The following is a 22460-nucleotide window of genomic DNA, read 5'->3' as shown; positions in this document are numbered from 1 at the left end:
CCGTCCGCCGCTAACCAAACAGAAGCAAGCTTCTATTCGGTCCGCTCGACTTGCATGTATTAGGCACGCCGCCAGCGTTCGTCCTGAGCCAGGATCAAACTCTCCAAAAGAAAGTTGATTGGCTATTTTCTAAATTTCGGTTTGCCATACCGAAACTTTTCGATTAACGCTTCGTTTTGTTCAGTTTTCAAAGAACATTTTCGCTTTTCTTTCAAGAGCGACTTTATTAATATAACATTTATCTTTTTTTGTGTCAACTATTTTTTTTTATTTTTCTTACACCGTTTCGCAACGGCTTTAATAATATAACACCGATTTGTGTAATGAGTCAATAGTTAAATTTATGTTATTTTTTTTATGTTTATTGCATCAAAAAATTCATCTTCTGCTATGCACATTCATCATTCTCATGTTGTTCTTGTACTATATATAAATATGAGTGAACAGTTATTTATAAAAACTCGTGGTCAAAATACGAGTACAACCACTTCCCTTTTCGTCACACATCCGCGCGATAAAGGTCGGAACGCCGCTTTTAGATCATTGATGGCTCTTTAAAGCGGCATATCGACCATTTTCCTTATCCAGCAAGTTTACATTTGCACGCAACGATCCACCCGCACCTAGGCTGTATTCATTATGTATGAAGCACCTAAATTTCTCCATATGCTCCGTTTTTTATTGAAACGAAAAAATCGTGAGACACGATCCGTCACTTTCTAACGGGCTCTCCATTCACTCGCAATCATCCCGTATACAATATGGTCAACAAAATGGTCATAAAGCCATTCTGCCTCTCTTATGGTTCCTTCATTAACAAAGCCTAAACGCTCTGGAATGGCTCGGCTTTTTTGATTTTCTACTGCGCAACGAATTTCAACCCGATTTAATTTCAACTCTTGAAAAACATAATCAATGCAAGCCTTACATGATTTTGTCATCAATCCAAGCCCCTGAAACGGTTCGCCCAACCAATAGCCGATGCTCGTCTTTCTATTGTTGCGGTCGATATAATGGAGACCGATGACCCCTGCAAGTACCCCTTTATACCAAATTCCCGCTTCAAATCCATTGCCCGCTGCGAATTTTTTCAAAGTCCCTTCAATAAACGCTCTGGAATCTTCTACTGCTTTCACGGCATCAACCCAAGGCAACCACCGCCGCAAATGCGGTCTGCATGAGTCAACTAAAGCAAACAAACGCTCTGCGTCTTCACGTGTTAACAACTTCAAATAAACATCCCGATCAATAGAACAAATAAACATATGTATTCCCCCTTTTCCTTGTGTTTTTACGATAAGCGGACCTCTTCCACCTTTACTCCACTTAGAGACGAAAGACTTCGTGATAAATATGGTATTAAAAATCATTTTAACATATTTATCCAAAAATTGGACCAAAAATCTTTTTTGTAGATAGAAGCATGGCATTATCGTATTTGGATTTAACACATTCACAAGAAGTCGCCCACCTCTAAATGGAGTGTAGGTGGGGAGGTTCATAACAAAAAGACCAATTCGCAGTTAAACGAATTGGTCTCGATCATTTCAATCTGTTCTACTCTCTTAAAAACACAAAGTAAGCAAGAAAAACAAAGAACAATACATAAAGAATCGGATGAACTTCTTTTCCTCGGCCTTTCAAAATCATAGTAATTGGATAGAAAAGAAAGCCAACTGCAATTCCTGTGGCAATGCTGTAAGAAAGCGGCATTGTAATCAACGTAAAGAAGGCTGGAACCGCAATCTCGAATTTTTTCCAATCAATCTCGCCAATCGATGATGCCATCAAAACACCAACAATAATCAGCGCTGGCGCAGTAACAGCTGAAGTAACAACACTCAACAGCGGCGAGAAGAAGAGAGCAAGCAAGAATAGAATGCCTGTCACCACTGCGGAAAATCCTGAACGCCCTCCTGCTGCTACACCAGCGGAAGATTCGATATAAGAAGTCGTCGTCGATGTCCCGAAAATAGAACCAACCCACACAGCTGTTGCATCCACAAGCAAGGCTTTCCCTGCACGAGGCAATTTGTTATTTTTTAATAATCCTGCTTGATTCGCAACAGCCAAGAGCGTGCCTGTTGCATCAAAAAAGTCAACGATAAAGAAGGTTAAAACAACGCCTATCATTTTCCACGAGAAAATATCTGGCAAATGCTTGATGGCCATGCCAAACGTCGGTGAAATGTCAGGAATCGCACCAACAATTTGATGCGGCACTTTGATTAAACCAAAGATCATACCGACAATCGCTGTAATGACCATGCCATAAAAAACACCGCCATTTACTTTTCTCACCATTAAAATCACTGTAATAAATAAGCCAAAAATCGCTAATAATGTATCACCTTTTTTTAAATCGCTCAATCCTACCAGCGTCGCCGAGTTATCAACAATAATTCCGGCATTTTGCAAACCGATAAATGTAATAAACAAACCAATTCCGGCACCGACCGCGTATTTTAATTCGATCGGAATAGCATCAATAATTTTTTCTCGAATACCAGTCAGAGAAAGAATCGTAAAAATAATTCCAGATACAAATACCCCAGCTAATGCTGTTTGCCAAGGGATTTGCATATGAAGAACAACGGTAAATGCAAAAAACGCATTCAATCCCATCCCTGGCGCTAAAGCGATTGGGTATCGCGCAAAAATCCCCATCATGATCGAACCGTATGCAGCCGCTAGCGCTGTTGCCACAAACACGGCCCCTTGGTCAATCCGCAATTCATTTGGAAAGTCTTCTACCGCACCTAACGAAAGTGTAAAAGGGTTGACGAATAAAATATAAGCCATTGATAAGAACGTTGTGATCCCCGCTATAATTTCCGTGCGGTAATTTGTGCCGAGTTCATCAAATCGGAAATACTTTCTCACTTCTCGATCCCCCTTAAAAAATAATAAACGCTTCCGGTATGCTACCAGAAGCGTTGACTATAAGGATAACGAACATAAAGAAAGAACCATCTTCTAACACAGCATATAAAGAAGACCTACTTTCTCCTTCATTATACCCCGTAGTCAAGCTATTTACGGTAGCTTGGTAGAGACTCTCAGGCCATATCCCCGAGATTATACGACGCATTTTGACAATATTCGTTTTTGCATTTCTATTGTATCAATCGAAATCAAGGTGGTCAATAAAAAAACGAACATTTTTTATAAAATGTTCGTTTTTGTTCGTTTTTATTCCCACTCAATCGTCGCAGGCGGTTTGCTTGTAATATCATAAACCACACGATTCACATGCGGTACTTCATTTACAATACGTGTAGAGATGATTTCAAGTACATCCCATGGAATCCGTGCCCAATCTGCTGTCATTCCGTCAATCGACGTTACCGCACGAATCCCCACTGTATAATCATACGTACGGGCATCTCCCATCACACCAACGCTTCGAATGTCAGGAAGAACGGTGAAGTATTGCCAAATTTCACGATCCAATCCAGCTTTTTTAATTTCTTCGCGCAAAATGGCATCTGATTCACGCACGATCTCCAGCTTTTCTTCCGTTACTTCGCCGAGCACGCGGATGCCTAATCCTGGCCCCGGAAACGGCTGACGCCAAACAATCTCATGAGGAATGCCTAGTTCCGTTCCAAGAGCACGCACCTCATCTTTAAAAAGAGTATTAAGAGGTTCAATAAGCTTGAATTTCATATCTTCCGGTAAACCGCCCACATTATGGTGCGATTTAATGGTTTGTGCTGTCGCTGTTCCGCTTTCAATAATATCCGTATACAGCGTTCCCTGTACTAAAAATTCGATTCCTTCCAGCTTGGCCGCCTCATCGTCAAACACATAAATAAATTCGTTGCCAATGATTTTGCGTTTTTGCTCTGGATCAGACACGCCATGCAACTTGCTTAAAAAGCGCTCTTTCGCATCGACCTTGATCACGTTCATGTGAAACCCTTCACGGAACGTTTTCATCACGCTTTCCGCTTCTCCTTTGCGTAGCAAACCATGATCAACAAAAATACATGTCAATTGATCGCCAATCGCGCGATGCACCAGCACGGCCGCAACAGAAGAATCAACGCCTCCGCTTAAGGCACAAAGCACCTTTTTATCGCCGACAAGCTCGCGGATTTTGCGAACTTCATTGTCAATAAAGCTTTCCATCGTCCAATCCCCGCGACATTGGCAAACATCAAAAACAAAGCGCTTTAATAAATCGTTCCCATAGACGGAATGGCGCACCTCTGGATGAAACTGCACCGCATAAAACTGTCTTGATTCATCGCTCATCGCCGCAATCGGACATGAGACGCTTGTCGCATCGACCGTAAATCCAGCCGGAGTTTCAGTTACTAAATCTCCATGGCTCATCCAAACGACTTGCTCGGAAGGGAGTGTTTCAAACAATTTTGAAGCGTGCTGCACCTCGATTGTTGCTTTTCCATATTCCCGATGTGTCGCTTTTTCCACTTTCCCGCCTAAATGGTGAGTCATTAACTGCATGCCATAACAAATTCCTAAAATCGGCACACCTAGTTCAAAAATTTTCGGGTCGCATGTAAACGCGTTTTCATCGTATACGCTATTCGGTCCGCCCGAAAACACAATTCCTTTCGCGTTCAAAGCTTGAATTTCTTCGGCAGTAATCGTGTGCGGATGAAGCTCACTATATACACCGAACTCGCGAATGCGCCGAGTAATCAATTGATTATACTGGCTTCCGAAATCAAGCACCACGATTATTTCATGGTTTTGTTGCACAATGATCACCTCAATCGAGTAATAAAAAACTAGAATCCTTACCTTCTTCCATAAAAAAACGAAGGCAGAATTCTAGCACAGAGCATCATCTGCCTTCGTAGTCGGGTCATTTACGGTGTCCCGGTAGAGACTCTCGAACCGTATTATCGAGGATATACGAAGGGATTTCGTCTTAAATTTTAATTCATTCTATCAACTCTTTCCCTTTACGGTCAAGATGCTATTCTTTTAATTAAATTTTCCCATAATTCTTTCACTTCTTCCCATTGCTGATCGACTATTTCATTTTTATAAATCACCCGTTCATATAGCTGTGTTAGCTGGCTCATTTCATTCGTCCCAAACCAATTATCAATGTAAGCTGCGTATTGGCGCAACGTCTGCCCTTCCTTCCGTTTTAAACCGCAGCTTTTCAGATGGCGGAGCAATGCGTCATAAGCTTTCACAAATGTATCTCCACCATGCCGATATTTAAACTGGAGCAATGTGATATACGGCCACCATTTTCTTCTTGTTCCATATAACAGAATAGTAAGAACCATCAACGAAACCGTTAGAGATAAAACGCTCTTCCAATTGACGATCGAAAGCAAGCGTTCTTGGTTCTGCTGCGGCGATGATGAAAGACGATCCTGCTGCAGTTGTTCCTCCAGCCTTGTACGATTCGGCGCCGTTTGTGTTTGCTGCTGTTCAGGAACTGGAGTTGATTCGACAGCTGATTCAGCTTCCGTAAACTCGTATGGATTATTAAACCCTTGAGTTGGTTCAAATGGAACCCAGCCAATTCTAGAAAAATATACCTCCACCCATGAATGGGCATTATTGTTCGTCACTCGATATAGATCTTTGCCGTTGTCTGTTTCATCGACCCATTGCCCCGATGTATAGCCCTTTACCCAGCGTGCGGGAATATCGATCGAACGAAGCAAGACAATCATGGCCGTTGAAAAATTATCACAATACCCTTTTTTCGTCTCAAATAAAAATTGATCGACATAATCCTGATTTCTTCTTGGCACAGCTACATCCTTTGTTTCATAGGCAAAACCGTTCAAATGAAAATATTGCTCAATGGCTTTTACCTTTTCATAAGTTGTTGCTGCTTGTTTTGTAATTTGCTGAGCCAGCTCTTGAACTCTTTTCGGCAAATGATCCGGAAGTTGTGTATACCTTTTTAAGATCTGTTCATCTGTTACTGGAGGGGAGACTTTCAATTTTTCAATCGAAAAGGTCGGATATTCATAAGTCAATTCATATTCCTGCAAAGGAACAAGATAAGACTCACGATCTGTCGGATAAATTTTTTCATTGGCCGCTTCCATGCGAAAGACGATATCTTTTGAAGCATGAATGGTTTTTAATCCCTCTGGATAAACCAAATAAGAAGCCGGCTGAACCATCCGCACATGCGCTGCCAACCGCTTTTTCTCAACGCTATTTTCAAACCATTGATGAACGTTATTCTCTTGTTCAAATGTCTTCACTTGAACACTGTCACTAATATTCCACCCTTTTCCCGTATAAATATCCTTTGTTTCCACTCTCCAATAATGAGTTTCTTCATCCTCCGCTGTAAAAACGACGGTATTATCAGCAATGAACGGACCGCCTAATTGCGAATCATTGTTTCCATAACCGATCTTTTTAACAGCAAACTGGTTCGGATCTTGTTCGCGGTCCTCCGCTGCATAGCTTTTAATAAATGCAACAGGATCAGGCCATTGAGGAGCCAGCTTAGGGCCCGCGTACCCGCAAAGCAGTGCAGCGCCTACTGCGAAAGCCCCCATGACCAACCACTTTGCAGGCTGCTTTGCTGCTGGCAAACGCTCATAATGGAGCCAGCTTAATAGAAAAAAACCTGCTCCTACCAGCCGGACAATCGCCCCAGTCCCCGAAAAAGGGGTAAACGTGTCCAGCACCGCGACATAGATAAAAGTCATCACTAAAAACAGCCAGATCCGTTTCTGTTTAACAAGCCAATATTGCACAAGATAGCACATCATCCACAGCATCAGAAAAAATAGGAAAGTACGAAATCGATCGGTCATGTCTTCCCATTGAAAATGACGGATTAATGAAAGATGATAAACGGCTTCTTCTCCAAACATGAAAAGCCATTGGAAGGACAAAAATGGAGCATGAAAAAACAAATCGTTAAGCGCATAGAAAAGATAACCGATTTTTAGACATACCGACAGCCAGAGCGGCACTCGCAACAGCTCTAAAAGAAAGTAAAAAGCAACAAATACAATAAACACTTGAATATTTTTTGTATCCGATACAACATTTAGCGGCGCAAGCCATTCCCATAGCAGCCAAAAAGCGAACAAATAGTATGCAAATGTTTTGATCCGGCTTTGTTCCACGTTTACTTCCCACCCTCAACGAAAGCATTAGCAAAGTGCTGGGGCATCGTTACCTTTACAGTGACCCCTTTTTTTCTAAGCATCTCGATCCATTCTCGCTCCTCTTTCGATAGTTGGCCTTCTGCTTTTTTGATTAAAACCACCGTACCGCGGCGATTTTTCGAAGCTAAATCAGCCATGATGGAAGCAGTTTCTTTATACAGCTGCGACGTGATGCAGCAAAAGGAAAACGATAACGGCCACTGCATAGTCTCACGATACATGATGCGTGCAAATGATTCCTGACTATCACAGGCCACTTTCGCTAAGTGATAAAATAACCGCTGTAAATGCGTCTCTCCATTTTGCGCTTGAATCACGATGCGATCCCTTCCTACCGATACGAGACCGGTTTTCACTCCTGCTTTTACCGTCATTCGAACAAAGGAAGCGGTAAATGTGACAACCTCTTCAAATAAGGCTGTAGGAGTGCGATCCAAAAAGACCATAAGATCCTCGCTCTGCCTTTCTTCAAAATCTTTTGTCATCAATTCGTTTTTTCGTGCCGATGCTTTCCAATGAATCCATGAAAAGCGGTCTCCTTGTGTATACTCGCGAGCGCCGATCGCCATTGCCGTATCGCGATGGAGCGGAAGCGGCGATACAACAGACCCGTCATCCAACTGTTGTCCCATTTTCCGAGCGTTCATTTCGACATAGCGCGGATAGACAAGGATGCTATCTTCAGTGGAAACGATCGCTTCTTTTGCCACCATTCCCAGTAAATCGGTGATTTTGAAATGAATGGCCGAGAAAATATGCTCTCCACGCGGCAATTCATCCATTTCATATACATATGTGCACATACGCCGTCCTAAGGGCATTAACACTGTACGAAAAGGCGTCATTTTTGCTAAGGACGGCGGCAGCTTTTCTTCGGCTAGTATATAAATGAGCGGAAAAAAACGCGGTAAATCGATTTGCACAGTGACCCGCAATTTTTCACCTGCGTAATAATACACCTTCTGATTAAAGGTTCGTTTTACTTTTATCGAATGGAGGGGATAAAATATTAAAACGAAAGCGTACAGTCCAAAAGGGAGGAAACTGTAGAATAAAAACCAGCTCACGAAGCCTCCCTGAAACATCGCATATGAAAAAAGAATCGCCAACAATCCAAGCACCCTTATGAATTGCCACAAATTTTTCCTGTGTTTTTTCATCAGGCTGTCCCTACCTTTGCACCGGCACTGGCGTTCTGGAAATAATTTCACTAATGATATGCCCTGCAGAAATTCCATCAAATTTCGCATGAGCTTTCAAAATGATCCGATGCGCAAGGACATAAGGAGCTAAAGATTGCACATCATCTGGAAGGGCAAAATCACGTCCATGCACGAATGCGTATGCTTGTACAGCTTTCATTAATGCCACCGATCCACGCGGACTGACTCCTAAATAGATCGACTCATGGGAACGGCTTCGTTGGACGATTTCAACAATATAGCGTTTCACACGTTCATCTACATACACTTCCTGTACTTTTTCCTGCAACAAAAGCAAATCTTTGATGGTGATCACTGGTTGCAGTTGATCAATAGGAACCACCTTTTCGGTTTTGTTCAAAATATCCATCTCTTCTTGTATGGAGGGATATCCCATGTTTAGCTTCAGCAAAAAACGATCGAGCTGCGCTTCAGGAAGAGGGTAGGTTCCTTCATATTCAATGGGGTTTTGCGTCGCCATAACAAAAAAAGGACGCGGCAATGGCCTTGTTACACCATCCACCGTTAGGCTTCCCTCCTCCATCGCCTCTAGCAAGGCCGATTGCGTTCTAGGAGACGTTCGATTAATTTCATCAGCCAAAATAATATTCCCCATAACGGGACCTGGTTTATATTCAAATTGGCCTTCTTTTGGATTATAAATCGATACGCCGGTCACATCGCTTGGAAGCAAGTCCGGCGTAAACTGAATCCGCTTAAATTGGGCGCTCACGGATTTTGCCAATGCGCGAACAAGCATCGTCTTTCCAACACCCGGAACATCCTCCAGCAACACATGTCCACGCGCTAACAGCGCAACAATGCTTAATGTAGCAACCTCTCTTTTTCCCACGATCACCTTTTCGATATTTTCAACCATTGTACCAATGACCGGATGTAATTCTTCGTTTTTTGGCATGTTCATTCTCCTCTAATGAAATGTTCTTAATCATGATTCATGACAGCACCATTTGGTGATTAGAATGCTAGGACCATCTCTTTCTTAATAAAAGAAATCGGTTATTTTATTTTTGGAAGGATGAGCCTCTAAAAGAGGTTAGCCACAAGCTTCTCTGACTAGTGAAAACATCCGTCACCTTACCTTCTAGAATGATTGGGTCCGTTTTTAAGCTGCATGATTTATTTTATATAGATTTTATTGTTTTCACATGCTCGGCTACTCGGATCATCTTTTTATAAAAAATCAGGTCTATCACTACTATTATTCACCTAATAAATCTCAACTCCTTGTTTTGATTGATCTCTTCTGAAAATTTCGTCTTTACTAAAATCATAACACGAATCATTGATTATTCAACATTCAAAAGGATCATAGCCCTTCATTACAAGATGCCGGAAATCGCTCAGCAACATAAGTTGTCCTACCTGTTCATTTTATTTTCTATCATAAGGAAACGGACGGCTGTTGGACCGCTCTTGCCGTCAACAAAAGAAAGGTTGTAATAAGGAGAAAAAACGAACCGCTTTTGAGCCAAATGAAGACCGTCGAAGTTTATGGATGAAACACAACCATCATAAAGATGATCGCTTTTTTGATTCCTTTGTCAGATAACTAATGACTAGAGGGGACATACTCCCACCACCTACGCTTCGCTTAGAAGTGGGGGCCTTCTTTCGAAGGGAAGTTAAAATGCTTCAGCCTGACTCTTGATGATGCCAAACGTTCTGCTCTTCCATGTAAGCTTAATAGAATGGGATTCGGTCTGCAAAACTTACGAGAAGCCTTCTAGACAATTGATGACGATTTCGTGGGCAAAAAAGAAAAGGAACACCGGGAAACCCCAGTGTTCCAAGATATTTAGGCAATGATTACATCATGCCGCCCATTCCGCCCATGTCAGGCATTCCAGCGCCAGCGCCTTTGTTTTCTTCTGGCTTGTCAGCGACAACGGCTTCCGTTGTTAAGAACATAGCGGCAACAGATGCTGCGTTTTGAAGCGCAGAACGAGTTACTTTTGTAGGGTCAACTATACCTACTTCGATCATGTTCACCCATTCGCCAGTTGCTGCATTGAAGCCGATACCAGGTTGTTCTTTTTTCAAGCGTTCAACGATAACAGAACCTTCTAAACCAGCATTTTGCGCAATTTGACGTACTGGTTCTTCAATCGCGCGAAGAACGATTTTCACACCAGTTGCTTCATCGCCTTCTGCTTTGATTTCAGCTACTTTATTATATACGTTTAATAGCGCTGTACCACCGCCGGCTACGATACCTTCTTCAACAGCCGCGCGTGTAGAGTTAAGAGCGTCCTCAATGCGCAATTTGCGTTCTTTTAATTCTGTTTCTGTAGCAGCACCAACTTTGATTACTGCTACGCCGCCAGCTAATTTCGCTAAGCGCTCTTGTAATTTTTCACGGTCAAATTCAGAAGTAGTTTCTTCTAATTGAGCACGAATTTGATTGATGCGTGCTTTAATCTGATCAGATTCGCCCGCACCTTCTACGATGGTTGTATGCTCTTTTGTTACAACCACTTTTGCAGCGCGGCCAAGAGATGCAATAGTTGCAGACTTTAAGTCACGACCTAATTCTTCAGTGATCACTTCACCGCCAGTTAAAATCGCGATATCTTCCAGCATCGCTTTGCGGCGGTCACCAAAGCCAGGAGCTTTAACAGCAACAGCTGTAAATGTTCCGCGAAGCTTGTTCACAACTAGTGTCGCAAGCGCTTCACCTTCAACATCTTCAGCAATGATAAGCAATGATCTGCCTTGTTGCACGACTTGCTCTAATACAGGCAAGATTTCTTGAATGTTTGAAACTTTCTTATCAGTAATTAAGATGTATGGATTGTCTAATACTGCTTCCATTTTTTCCGTATCAGTAATCATGTATGGAGAAGCGTAACCGCGGTCAAATTGCATTCCTTCAACAACATCTAATTCTGTTGTAAAGCCTTTGGATTCTTCTAATGTAATAACACCGTCGTTACCTACGCGCTCCATTGCTTCTGCGATTAATTGGCCTACTTCTTCATCAGCCGCAGAAATCGCAGCAACTTGAGCAATAGAGTCTTTGCCTTCGATTGGTTTAGAGATTGCTTTCAACTCTTCAACTGCGACAGCCACCGCTTTTTCGATACCTTTGCGGATACCCATTGGGTTTGCGCCAGCTGTTACGTTCTTTAAGCCTTCACGGATCATCGCTTGAGCTAATACAGTTGCAGTCGTTGTACCGTCACCAGCAACGTCGTTTGTTTTGCTTGCTACTTCAGCAACAAGCTTCGCACCCATGTTTTCAAATGGATCTTCTAATTCGATTTCTTTTGCAATCGTGACACCATCATTTGTAATTAATGGAGAACCGAATTTTTTCTCTAATACAACGTTGCGCCCTTTAGGACCTAATGTTACTTTTACTGCATCTGCTAATTTATCAACACCGCGTAGCATCGCGCGACGAGCTTCTTCACTGAATTTAATTTCTTTTGCCATGAACCATTACCTCCTCCAGCAATCTAAATTTTCATTAAGTATTTGTTGAAATATCTATGTTATGAAAGCCGTACGAAATGATTAACCAACGACAGCCAAAATATCGCTTTCACGCAAAATTAAATATTCCTTGCCTTCGTATTTTACTTCTGTTCCTGCATATTTTGAGAAGATAATGCGATCGCCCACAGCTACCTCCGGAGCTACACGCTCACCGCTGTCAAGCACACGTCCTGTACCAACAGCCACTACTTTTCCTTCTTGCGGTTTTTCTTTTGCAGTGTCTGGTAACACAATACCGCTTGCTGTTCTTTCTTCTGTTTGGACAAGCTCAATCACAACGCGATCACCTAATGGCTTTAACACGGAAAACAACCTCCTCAACAAAAATTTTTATTCTCATTTTATTAGCACTCATCATCAACGAGTGCTAACACACTTATAATATTAATGAACTTCCCTTTTTTTTGCAAGTAAAAAATACAAAAAAAATCTGCAACTTTGTGCACCCTTTTCAATTATGTCACATTCCTGCAAATATAAACATCAAATTTGTCGCCCGAAGGAATCTGAGATCCTTCAGGTAGACCATTTCATTCTCCTTTTTCTCTGCTCGTTCATTCTGCTGGGAATTTTTCATGGGAGATCAACCTCCCTCACCTACACTTTGTGTAGAGGTGGGAGGTTTTTTGGTGGATTATGCTCAATTTTTTTCCTATCCTTTACTTAGGAAAGGGGGATTGTCTAATCCAAACAACTTGAAATATGAAATAAATCGAATGATGTCCACATGCAAGCATTTCAACGGTCAGCCGGTCGAACAACATTGTTGCTAAAGCCATTGATGGTTTGGTGAAGCAGCGTAGTTCGACCACCAAAACGAAAAATTAAAAACGTTAACCGAGCGTTGATGAATCGAATAGCATGGCGAAATCTCATAACGAAAAGCTTCATCATACAGCTCCGTTTACAGACTGAAAACTTTTCCGCCAACATAAGATTACCACATTCTTGGCTTTATATCCTTCAATCATCTAAAGCGCGCTCCCCTGTTGTCTTACCATTTCAAACATTTTAATCATTATTTTTCTCCAATATGTGCTACAATACGAAAAGCAGCGATTACTTTTTAGCAAAGGGGAATTTTCCATTGAAACGGCAATATTGGTATGTCATTATAGCATATGTCATCATGCAGCTATCTAGTATAGCTGGCGTCCCGCTCTTAGTATTTCTTGGGGTCGGAGCACATTCTCATAATGCAGTAGAAGCAGCCTCAGGCTATTGGGCCGTCATCAGCTTTTCGATTACCTTTTTTCTTGTTCTCTTTTTCCTTCGCAACGATATCAAGCAGCGCCATGAACGCGATCGTGCTCCATTATCTGTCGCGTGGGTGTGGGCGATTGGGGGCTTCTTTTTGGCGCTATTTGCCCAAGGCATTGCGGCCAATATTGAATATCGTCTATTCGGCATTCAGGCAGGATCGGAAAATACGAAAACCATTATTGAAATTATTCGCCTCACTCCGGCCCTTGTGATCGTCACATCTGTTATTGGGCCCATTCTAGAAGAAGTGATTTTTCGTAAAATTATCTTTGGCACCCTGTATAATAAGTATAATTTCTTGATTGCGGCTACGATTAGTTCCTTATTGTTCGCAGTCGTCCATATGGAGCTTGAACACCTTCTCCTGTATTCAACCATGGGATTTACATTTGCTTTTCTTTATGCCAAAACAAAGCGTATTTTCGTTCCGATCTTTGCTCATGTGACAATGAATACGTTCGTTGTCGTGATGCAAACCGTCTTTGCTGATCATATCGAACAAATCATAAAAGAAACCGACAAGATGCAATTTATATTTGGGGGCTTTTCATTATGAGAATTTCACCTTTAAGCACCGCGTTGTTCTACTTTCTAATGGGGGCTTTATTCACTTATTTAGCCACTCAAAGCGCCCATGAGAGCATATGGAATTTCTCTACCGTTGCCTTAATGGTCTTGGCCACTTTAGACTTCGGTGTATTTTTGCGACTGATCACCCTATATATTAGAATTCGAAATCAACAAAAATAAAAAGGGCTGACGTTCATTTTAAGTCAGCCCTTGCTTGTTCCGCTAAAAGCACTTTTCGATAGGCGATTCTTGAGATCCATATGCTCACTTCATATAAAAAAGACAACGGAATCATTACAATTAATTGTGATATTACATCTGGAGGGGTTATGATCGCTGCTACAATTAATAAAAGCAAATACGCATACCTTCTCCCTTTTGACAGTAAAAAAGGGGTAATCAACCCAAGACGCGTTAAAAACATAACGATCACCGGCAATTGAAATAACGCACCAAACGGCAATACAAGCTGAAGCAAAAACGTAAAATATTCGTTAATGCCAATTACTTGATTGATGCCTAGATCTGTCGCCAAGTCTTGCATAAAACGGACGACAAATGGAAACAAAACAAAATAGGCAAAGCTAATGCCGCTTAAAAATAAAAATAATGACAATGGAATATAGCTAAGTGTCACTTTTCTCTCTTTTTCGTATAGTCCAGGGCTGACGAAGGCCCAAATTTGATAAAGCAAAACCGGTGCGGTCATAATCAAAGCGATGACAAATGCAAATTGCATATAAATTTTAATCGGATCGGTCAATCGAAAGGCATTCATCGTTAACTCTCTTGCTTCATCAGCCTGTTGCAAATACCGAATCACAGGCTCGACAAGAAAGAAGCTGGCAGTCAAAGCAATAGCAAAAAAAATCAGCACAATAATCAATCGTTTTCTTAATTCCCCAAGATGTTCATATACAGACATTTCTTTATCGCTCATATGGAACCATCCTACCGTTCATCGTTACGCTTTTTTGTTGTTTTCTTCTTCATCCGTTAATCCCTTCGTCGCACTCTTAAATTCTTTTAGCGACTGGCCGAGCGATTTCCCCAGCTCTGGAAGTTTTTTCGTCCCAAACAATAAGACAATAACAAGCAAAATAAGTAAATATTTCACAATGAGTTCACTCCATTTGATTCAGATGGGTAATTCTTTAAAAAATATACAAGCGACTGTAGCTCAATGGCCAAATCAATATGATGCACCCGGATGTTTTCCGGCACATTTAGGCGTGCAGGAGTGAAATTCAAAATGCCTTTGATTCCCTTCTGCACAAGACGATCCGTAATAGACTGCGCAGCATGCGCTGGAACGGTTAAAATCGCCACAGAAATTTGTTCATGGATGAGTTCTTCCAGTTGATTTAAGTGATAAACAGGCACTCCACCCACTTCTGTCCCTACTTTTGCTTGATCGACGTCAAAAGCCATCACGATCTTTGTATTATTATTTTTCATAAAATTATAATTTAAAAATGCTGTTCCTAGATTTCCGACTCCGACTAACGCCACTTCCGTGATTTCATCTTGATCAAGCGTCTTGCGAAAAAACGATAATAAATAACTAACATTATACCCATAACCCTTTTTTCCAAGAGCCCCAAAATAAGAAAAATCACGCCGAATGGTTGCTGAATCGACTTTAACGGCTTCGCTTAATTCAGCTGAAGATACTCGCTGTTTTCCTGAAGCATATAAATTTTTTAAAAAACGATAGTATAGTGGTAATCGCTTAGCAGTTGCCTGTGGAATTTTCGGCTGTTCATTGCTCATGATAAATCCCCCGCATTCACTTAAACCGTCTTACTTTGCTTTACGCTGGTAGTGTCCGGATTTCCCTCCGGCTTTTTCTACGAGATATGTTGGCCCAATCACCATTCCTTTATCCAACGCTTTGCACATATCATAAACCGTAAGCGCACAGACCGAAGCAGCCGTGAGCGCTTCCATCTCTACCCCTGTGCTCCCTTTCGTTTTCACAGTCGCTGTAATGATCAGCTCACAGCTCTGTTCATGCATCCTCCATTCGAATTGAATATCGACTCCTTTTAACATTAAAGGATGGCACATGGGAATAAGATCAGCAGTTTTTTTAGCCGCCATAATACCAGCGACTTGAGCAACCGCAAGGACATCTCCCTTTTTTACAGAATGGCTGACAATTCCTTCATAAATCTCCTGGCTCACCGTAATACTTGTCCGAGCCACCGCCACACGCACGCTATCCGCCTTTTCGGTAATATCGACCATTTTGGCGCGGCCTTGTTCATTAAAATGCGTAAAAGATGCCAATAATATCTCCTCCACTTATAAACTATACACTATTTTTTCCCGTCTGTCTTTTCTAACTCGTTTTATTGCCCAAGTAAAAGCTCTTGCGATACACTAGTAAAACGAGAGGTGAAAAACAATGATCATTTTACAAATACGACAACTTTCTAAATATTTTGGCGCTGATCTTATTTTATCGAATATAAAATTAGAAATACAGTCAAAAGACCGCATCGCTCTCGTCGGAAGAAACGGAGCGGGAAAATCAACGCTACTTAAAATCATGGCTGGCGAACTGTCATATGACAGCGGGGAAATCATCAAACCTAAAGACGTCACGATCGGTTATCTTGCCCAAGATAGCGGCCTCGATTCCACCCTATCAATATGGGAGGAAATGATGACCGTGTTTTCCCCATTAAAAGCAATGGAACAAGAGCTGCGCACAATGGAACAGCAGATGGGAGATCCCGATCTTCTTGCAGACCCAAAACGTTACGATAAATTGCTAAAAGAATATGATATCCTGCAAGAAAAATTTAAAGACCAAGGGGGATACCAATACGAAGCAGACATTCGTTCCGTTTTGCATGGACTGCGATTTTCTGAATATGATTACACCACTACTTTTGTTCAATCGCTTAGCGGTGGACAACGAACCCGCTTGGCGCTGGGCAAAATGCTGTTAATGAAACCAGATCTTCTTATTTTGGACGAACCAACAAACCATTTAGATATCGAAACTTTAACATGGCTTGAGCAATACTTGCAAACATATCCAGGAGCTATTTTAATCGTTTCGCACGATCGTTATTTTCTTGACAAAGTAGTGACACAGGTGTATGAATTATCGCGGACAAGCATAAAAAAATATATCGGAAACTACAGTAAATATTTACAGCAAAAAGCAGAAGACCTTGAGCGCGAATGGAAGCTGTATGAAAAACAACAAGAGGAAATGGCAAAGTTACAGGACTTCATCCAACGAAATATCGCTCGCGCTTCTACAACTAAACGAGCACAAAGTCGCCGTAAACAGCTTGAAAAAATGGAACGAATCGATAAACCCATATCTGAAGAAAAATCAGCCAATTTTTCCTTTGAGATTGAGCGCCCAAGCGGAAATGAAGTATTAATTGCCGAAAACCTTTCCGTTGGTTATACACCTAATGAACCTGTGATCCGCGGTGTACAATTCCGCATTACTAAAGGCGATAGCATTGCCCTTGTCGGACCAAACGGGATCGGAAAATCGACACTGCTTAAGGCAATTGTAAACAAAATTCAGATACAAAACGGTAACTTACGGTATGGCTCCAACGTACAAATCGGCTATTATGACCAGAATCAAGCAGACTTATCATCAAATAAACGAGTGCTTGATGAGCTTTGGGATGAGTATCCGCAAAAAACAGAAAAAGAAATTCGTACCGTATTAGGCAATTTTCTATTTTCTGGCGATGACGTTCTAAAGCCGGTATTTGCATTAAGCGGCGGGGAAAAAGCACGACTGGCATTAGCCAAGCTCATGATGCAAAAAGCAAATTTCCTGATTTTAGACGAGCCTACTAACCATTTGGATCTAGATAGTAAACAAGTGCTCGAAAACGCGTTAATTGATTATCCCGGAACCATTCTTTTTGTATCGCACGACCGTTATTTCATTAACCGCATTGCTACCAAAGTGTACGAGCTCACTCAAGAAGGAGTCGTTGAATATTTAGGAGATTATGATTATTACCTTCATAAAAAAGCAGAAATGCTTGAACTGAAGCAGCTTCAGGAAGAGGAGAAGCAACGGAAGCATAATAAAGGAGGAGCTTCCATAAAGAAGCAATACGAACTCGACAAGGAAACAAAGAGACTAGAACGACAACGAAAAAAACGAATTGAAGAAATTGAAAATGAAATTAGTCAATTAGAAGACAGCATCAGCGAGAGCGAACAGCAATTATGCGATCCCGAAATCTATGGAGATTTTCAAAAGGCACAAGAACTCACTAAAGAAATTGAAATGATGAAAGAAACCTTAGAAGCCTTAATCGAAGAATGGGAAGAACTCCATACATCCCTAGCCGAACATAAAGGGACCCGGACTCCATCATAAACATTGAATAAAGCAATAACGATCCTATACCATTTTGCACCATCTTCAAGCCGCCTTTATCGAAAAGACTGTTAACATCGTTTATTAGTCGATTAACACACTTTTACTATAATATTTTGATCCCCTTCTATTGCTATAAAAGCAATAGAAGGGGATTCTCCAATAAAACTATCCACATTTTTTTACACAGAATTTTTCTTTTAAATTAAGTTATTCACCGTATTTTCCACAATATCCACAAAAAAGTCTAAAAATACTCACAAAAAATTGTGGTTAAAGATAACTTGGTATTCCTAATTCATGATAAGTTTTCCACATTACCCACAATATGTGGATAATTATATTAACAACTAAACATTTTCTCAAAAAAAATCCTCTTGACTACGCAGAGGATTTTTGGTCTTACTCCAATTCAAGACCAGGATCAGCATTTAACGATAGCTCGCTTCGTTTTCCATGTGCAAACAATATCGTTCCAGCTGCTGCAATCATCGCAGCATTATCCGTACAAAGAGACAACGGCGGAATGACAAGCTCTACCTCCTGCAGCTCGGCCATTTTCTGTTCCAGCGCCGTCCTGAGCCCTCGATTTGCCGCTACTCCCCCAGCTAACAAAACTTGGCGCACATGATATTCTTGAGCTGCTTTGATCGTTTTGGTGACTAGTACATCGATGACACTTTCCTGAAAGCTTGCCGCCATATCTTGGATTTCTATTGTTTCGCCTCGTTGCTCGGCATTATGCAGCGTATTAATGACCGCCGATTTCAACCCGCTAAAACTAAAGTCATATGAGCCGTCCTCCAGCCAGGCTCTCGGTAAATCGAGCGTCGCTCTTCCCTCATGAGCCAACCGATCGATGTGCGGGCCCCCTGGATATGGCAACCGCAACGCTCGAGCTACTTTGTCATACGCCTCTCCAGCTGCATCATCCCTTGTTTCGCCAATCACTTCAAATGAGCCATGCTCTTTCATATATACAAGCTCTGTATGCCCCCCAGAAACAACAAGTGCCAGCAGCGGAAACTTCATTTCCGTCACAAGACGATTGGCATAAATATGCCCAGCGATATGATGCACAGCGACTAATGGCAGCTGATGCGCAAAAGCGAGCGCCTTGGCAGCATTTACCCCAATTAAAAGAGCTCCGACAAGCCCCGGCCCTTGTGTGACTGCAATAGCATCTAACTCTGCAAAAGATAGATTGGCTTCGTGCATCGCTTTCTCGATCACAAGGGTAATTTGCTCCACATGGTGACGTGAGGCTACCTCTGGAACAACACCGCCAAATCGCTTATGGCTTTCAATTTGCGAAGCCACCACATTCGCCATGATTTCTTTTCCATTTTTCACTATAGCTGCAGCTGTTTCATCACAGCTTGTTTCAATTCCAAGTACATATACATCTTTGTTCATCTTAATTTCACCCACATTACAAGAGCATCTTCTTGATTATCTGGATAATATTTCTTCCGAATGCCTCCATTTAAAAATCCGAGCTTTCGATACAATGACTGTGCGACATGATTGGAAACACGCACCTCCAGCGTCATCGTTATCGCCCCCAGCTGTCTAGCCATTTCCATCATCATTCTCATAAGCGCTTCGCCTAACTTTTTACCGCGATACTCCGGTAATACAGCCACATTGGTAATATGCGCTTCGTCAATAACAACCCACATCCCACAATAACCAATCATATGCCCATTATGCTCCATGACGACATACTTCGCATATTGATTGTGAACAAGCTCATTATAAAATGCTTCACGGCTCCACGGAAGCGTAAATGACGCCTTTTCGATCGCTAGTACACCATCGATATCATTTAACGTCATCATCCGAAAATTAATTTCCATGGCTTTCTTGCTCCTTCTGCCTAGCAAGCCAATTAACTTCCGCTTCAGCTAAGCGCACATAATTAGGGACAAATGAGTGAACATCCTCTGATGTTCTATTCATCCCCAAAAAAGCCAATTCGCTTGGACGCGGCAATTGTAACGCTGGTGGGCCAAACACTGCTAATGAACCGAGCACCCCTGTTAATATATCTTGATGGAGAGCAACATCTCCGCCCAAAAATAAAACTGGCTCCTGTTTTTCCCGCAACCATTGCGCCCATCCACTTGATAGCACAATTCGGTCGCTTTCTACACATTCTAGCTGATTACCATGATAACGATACAACCCTGTATAAATTTGCCCTCTTCTTGCGTCAAATAAAGGGCAAATCAACCCATTAAAATAATGTCCATTGGCAGCGAGCACTTCAAGGCTAGATACCCCTACAATCGGAATATTCAATGACCAGGCTAACGTTTTGGCAACTGTAACACCAATGCGTACACCTGTATAAGAGCCTGGTCCCTTCGCTACAACAATTAAATCGAGTTCTTGAGGTGTAACTTGGCAATTTTCCAATAACAGTTGGACAGCGGGCATTAAGCGGGTGGAATGATCCTTTTTGATATTTGTGAGGATTTCCCCTTTAACGACCGAACCTTCCACTAAGGCAACGCCCAAAGCAGCATTCGATGTATCAATCGCTAATACTTTCATCCCTCTATAATCTCCTTGCATAACTGTTCATATCGTTTTCCAATGGGTTCCAATACCATTTTTCTTTCCTGATCTCCATGATGATAAAGATGGATATACAATAATTCATCAGGAAGCTGGGGCTTAATCAAATGAGCCCATTCGATCACGGTAACGCCATCACCTTCAAAATACTCGTCGAACCCCAAGTCTTCAAACGTATCCTCCAAACGGTATACATCCATATGATAAAGCGGGAGACGTCCTTTATATTCCTTGACGATCGTAAAAGTCGGACTGCTGACGGCTCGCGTAATGCCTAGCCCTTTAGCTAGCCCTTTCGTAAACGTTGTTTTTCCTGCTCCTAAATCTCCTTCTAAGGCAATCACATCTTTTGGCTGCAATTGTTCTGACAGCCTAACAGCAAATTCCATGGTTTCCTCGGCTGAGTGCATAACTAATTCATAAATCGCCATCATCTGTCACCTAACTTTAATCATTGTTTGCCATTTTCACGTACCCAACAGAAATATGGATTTCCTTCAACAATATCCCCACAGGTCGATTTATTTTTCAGTAAGTTGTTCAACATTTATGTTAGGAATATGAAATCATGTCTAATCGCTAAGCAATTTGGCAGACTAATCAAAAAGAAAACTTGAGAGAGTTTCTTTTGGTGAACCAACGTACCTGATTTAAACTTGATTATAACTGCTTGTTCTACCATTAACTAAATTTTATTGCCTGCGCTTGAAATTGTATCACATTCCGGTAAACTGGTGCTACTTTCTTATGATATCAGCAGAAATTTGTTTGTTGAACGCTTTCCGATTCCAGTGTTGGATAGATGATAGACGCTAAAAAGAGAAACTTATTTTGTTAGCAAGAGGGGCTTTGGTCATCAGAGTAGAAATATTGGTAATGGTAAGAAATCTTTTTTACGCCCTCAGCTAAAGCTTCTTCACTGTCTATATGGGATTTGCAGGGATACTCTTGCGGCTGGTAGACATGTTACTGGTTACTGATAAGCTCATGATACCGTGTAGTATATTGCATGAGACAAATAAAGATAAAACATCCTTAAGAGTTCGGATTCTTAAGGATGTTAATAAAATGGTTCTATTCATCAAAAAGGGGGAATGGGTGAAAAAGCAGAAAAAGGCATAAAAAAACACGAAACCCATTGTTTCGCTAGCAATGGCGGTCCCGACGGGACTCGAACCCGCGATCTCCTGCGTGACAGGCAGGCATGTTAACCACTACACTACGGGACCATTTTGTTTTGGTTGCGGGGGCAGGATTTGAACCTGCGACCTTCGGGTTATGAGCCCGACGAGCTACCAGACTGCTCCACCCCGCGGCAATAAAATCATTCAAACAACATTTATAAAAAAACAAAGGATAGCCTAGCAACGTCCTACTCTTGCAGGGGCGTTAGCCCCAACTACCATCGGCGCTGGAGAGCTTAACTTCCGTGTTCGGGATGGGAACGGGTGTGACCTCTCCGCCATCGTCACTAGACTATTCGAAGGATGGCTCCTTCAAAACTAGATAACAGATCAGAGAAGAAAGGATAGGCGGTGCTTTTCTTGATGTCTAGCTCCGCTTTTCGTATTGTCTAGTTCCGCAAGCTGCATCCTACGGTCGTTTCCGCTTCTTCTGTCCAAGTCTCCTGACTTGTCCGTCAGAAGCTTGAACGCCCTATGGATGCAAGCGAGCTTGCTCCCCTTTTCGTATTGGTTAAGTCCTCGATCGATTAGTATCCGTCAGCTGCACGTGTCGCCACGCTTCCACCTCGGACCTATCTACCTCGTCATCTTCAAGGGATCTTACTTGCTTATGCAATGG

Annotated in this window: 19 protein-coding genes, 2 tRNA genes, 3 rRNA genes and 2 riboswitches; of the genes, 3 read left to right on the top strand and 21 right to left on the bottom strand. The window is 41.8% G+C overall.

From position 1 onward, the window contains the following. The 9 genes from AT864_RS17090 to groES form a co-directional block, all read right to left on the bottom strand. A 16S ribosomal RNA gene (locus AT864_RS17090) occupies positions 1 to 110 on the bottom strand; the annotation flags it as partial. A gap of 609 nt (positions 111 to 719) precedes the next feature. Beyond that, a complete protein-coding gene (locus AT864_RS17085; protein ID WP_044745003.1) occupies positions 720 to 1265 on the bottom strand; it encodes a GNAT family N-acetyltransferase in 546 nt (181 codons plus the stop codon). A gap of 292 nt (positions 1266 to 1557) precedes the next feature. Beyond that, positions 1558 to 2883, bottom strand: coding sequence for an NCS2 family permease (locus tag AT864_RS17080; RefSeq protein ID WP_044745002.1), 1326 nt, complete (start codon positions 2881 to 2883; stop codon positions 1558 to 1560). A gap of 121 nt (positions 2884 to 3004) precedes the next feature. Further along, positions 3005 to 3106, bottom strand: a riboswitch (purine riboswitch). 86 nt (positions 3107 to 3192) lie between these two features. Continuing rightward, complete coding sequence (guaA, locus tag AT864_RS17075; RefSeq protein ID WP_066151155.1) at positions 3193 to 4731, bottom strand: glutamine-hydrolyzing GMP synthase; 1539 nt, start codon at positions 4729 to 4731, stop codon at positions 3193 to 3195. Between the two features lie 78 nt (positions 4732 to 4809). Beyond that, positions 4810 to 4911, bottom strand: a riboswitch (purine riboswitch). Positions 4912 to 4943: 32 nt separating this feature from the next. Beyond that, a complete protein-coding gene (locus tag AT864_RS17070) occupies positions 4944 to 7097 on the bottom strand; it encodes a transglutaminaseTgpA domain-containing protein (protein ID WP_066151152.1) in 2154 nt (717 codons plus the stop codon). A gap of 2 nt (positions 7098 to 7099) precedes the next feature. Continuing rightward, positions 7100 to 8206, bottom strand: coding sequence for a DUF58 domain-containing protein (locus AT864_RS17065; RefSeq protein ID WP_231734689.1), 1107 nt, complete (start codon positions 8204 to 8206; stop codon positions 7100 to 7102). Positions 8207 to 8309: 103 nt separating this feature from the next. After that, positions 8310 to 9260 carry a MoxR family ATPase gene (locus tag AT864_RS17060; RefSeq protein ID WP_044744999.1) on the bottom strand — a complete coding sequence of 317 codons (951 nt, stop codon included), beginning with the start codon at positions 9258 to 9260 and terminating at the stop codon, positions 8310 to 8312. Positions 9261 to 10171: 911 nt separating this feature from the next. Continuing rightward, positions 10172 to 11800: a chaperonin GroEL gene (gene groL / locus AT864_RS17055; protein ID WP_066151147.1), complete on the bottom strand. Its 1629-nt coding sequence runs from the start codon at positions 11798 to 11800 to the stop codon at positions 10172 to 10174. An 81-nt stretch (positions 11801 to 11881) separates the two neighbouring features. Continuing rightward, positions 11882 to 12166 carry a co-chaperone GroES gene (gene groES / locus AT864_RS17050; protein WP_044743236.1) on the bottom strand — a complete coding sequence of 95 codons (285 nt, stop codon included), beginning with the start codon at positions 12164 to 12166 and terminating at the stop codon, positions 11882 to 11884. Between the two features lie 784 nt (positions 12167 to 12950). Between groES and AT864_RS17045 the strand changes: the two genes are divergently transcribed. Further along, on the top strand, positions 12951 to 13682 hold the full coding sequence (locus AT864_RS17045; RefSeq protein WP_066151143.1) for a CPBP family intramembrane glutamic endopeptidase: 732 nt from the start codon (positions 12951 to 12953) through the stop codon (positions 13680 to 13682). Beyond that, entirely contained in the window at positions 13679 to 13876 is a 198-nt protein-coding gene (locus tag AT864_RS17040; protein WP_183187243.1) for a YdiK family protein, read from the top strand. The genes AT864_RS17045 and AT864_RS17040 overlap by 4 nt, the downstream gene beginning before the upstream one ends. Before the next feature lie 13 nt (positions 13877 to 13889). On the opposite strand, the gene tatC is transcribed toward AT864_RS17040, so the two are convergent. Genes tatC through moaC form a run of 4 tightly spaced genes read right to left on the bottom strand, consistent with a single transcriptional unit; the run spans position 13890 to position 15988 of the window. Then, positions 13890 to 14636, bottom strand: coding sequence for a twin-arginine translocase subunit TatC (gene tatC / locus AT864_RS17035; protein WP_066151137.1), 747 nt, complete (start codon positions 14634 to 14636; stop codon positions 13890 to 13892). A 24-nt stretch (positions 14637 to 14660) separates the two neighbouring features. Beyond that, positions 14661 to 14813 (bottom strand): twin-arginine translocase TatA/TatE family subunit, encoded by a 153-nt coding sequence (gene tatA / locus AT864_RS17030; protein ID WP_080859420.1) that lies wholly within the window; start codon positions 14811 to 14813, stop codon positions 14661 to 14663. Beyond that, positions 14810 to 15469 carry a redox-sensing transcriptional repressor Rex gene (locus AT864_RS17025; RefSeq protein ID WP_044743241.1) on the bottom strand — a complete coding sequence of 220 codons (660 nt, stop codon included), beginning with the start codon at positions 15467 to 15469 and terminating at the stop codon, positions 14810 to 14812. Before AT864_RS17025 ends, tatA begins: the two co-directional genes overlap by 4 nt. 30 nt (positions 15470 to 15499) lie before the next feature. After that, entirely contained in the window at positions 15500 to 15988 is a 489-nt protein-coding gene (gene moaC / locus AT864_RS17020; RefSeq protein ID WP_044743242.1) for a cyclic pyranopterin monophosphate synthase MoaC, read from the bottom strand. A gap of 118 nt (positions 15989 to 16106) precedes the next feature. Between moaC and abc-f the strand changes: the two genes are divergently transcribed. After that, complete coding sequence (gene abc-f / locus AT864_RS17015) at positions 16107 to 18074, top strand: ribosomal protection-like ABC-F family protein (RefSeq protein WP_066151135.1); 1968 nt, start codon at positions 16107 to 16109, stop codon at positions 18072 to 18074. A 402-nt stretch (positions 18075 to 18476) separates the two neighbouring features. Here abc-f and tsaD read toward each other — a convergent pair whose 3' ends face one another. The 8 genes from tsaD to AT864_RS16975 form a co-directional block, all read right to left on the bottom strand. Further along, complete coding sequence (tsaD, locus tag AT864_RS17010; RefSeq protein ID WP_044743244.1) at positions 18477 to 19490, bottom strand: tRNA (adenosine(37)-N6)-threonylcarbamoyltransferase complex transferase subunit TsaD; 1014 nt, start codon at positions 19488 to 19490, stop codon at positions 18477 to 18479. Next, on the bottom strand, positions 19487 to 19933 hold the full coding sequence (gene rimI / locus AT864_RS17005; RefSeq protein ID WP_066151131.1) for a ribosomal protein S18-alanine N-acetyltransferase: 447 nt from the start codon (positions 19931 to 19933) through the stop codon (positions 19487 to 19489). The genes tsaD and rimI overlap by 4 nt, the downstream gene beginning before the upstream one ends. Continuing rightward, the gene (gene tsaB / locus AT864_RS17000; protein ID WP_066151128.1) at positions 19923 to 20633 is read right to left on the bottom strand and encodes a tRNA (adenosine(37)-N6)-threonylcarbamoyltransferase complex dimerization subunit type 1 TsaB; all 711 of its coding nucleotides are present in this window, start codon (positions 20631 to 20633) and stop codon (positions 19923 to 19925) included. Before tsaB ends, rimI begins: the two co-directional genes overlap by 11 nt. Further along, entirely contained in the window at positions 20630 to 21088 is a 459-nt protein-coding gene (tsaE, locus tag AT864_RS16995; RefSeq protein WP_066151125.1) for a tRNA (adenosine(37)-N6)-threonylcarbamoyltransferase complex ATPase subunit type 1 TsaE, read from the bottom strand. The genes tsaB and tsaE overlap by 4 nt, the downstream gene beginning before the upstream one ends. Before the next feature lie 722 nt (positions 21089 to 21810). After that, positions 21811 to 21886, bottom strand: a tRNA-Asp gene (locus AT864_RS16990). A 9-nt stretch (positions 21887 to 21895) separates the two neighbouring features. Beyond that, positions 21896 to 21972: transfer RNA gene (locus tag AT864_RS16985), tRNA-Met, on the bottom strand. 44 nt (positions 21973 to 22016) lie between these two features. After that, positions 22017 to 22133: ribosomal RNA gene (gene rrf, locus AT864_RS16980) — 5S ribosomal RNA — on the bottom strand. Positions 22134 to 22348: 215 nt separating this feature from the next. Further along, positions 22349 to 22460: ribosomal RNA gene (locus AT864_RS16975) — 23S ribosomal RNA — on the bottom strand; the annotation flags it as partial.

This window comes from Anoxybacillus sp. P3H1B (assembly GCF_001560855.1).
Taxonomy (GTDB): Bacteria; Bacillota; Bacilli; order Bacillales; family Anoxybacillaceae; genus Anoxybacteroides; species Anoxybacteroides rupiense.
The sequence above is the reverse complement of the archived record's forward strand: the minus strand, read 5'-3'. Positions and strand labels throughout refer to the sequence as shown.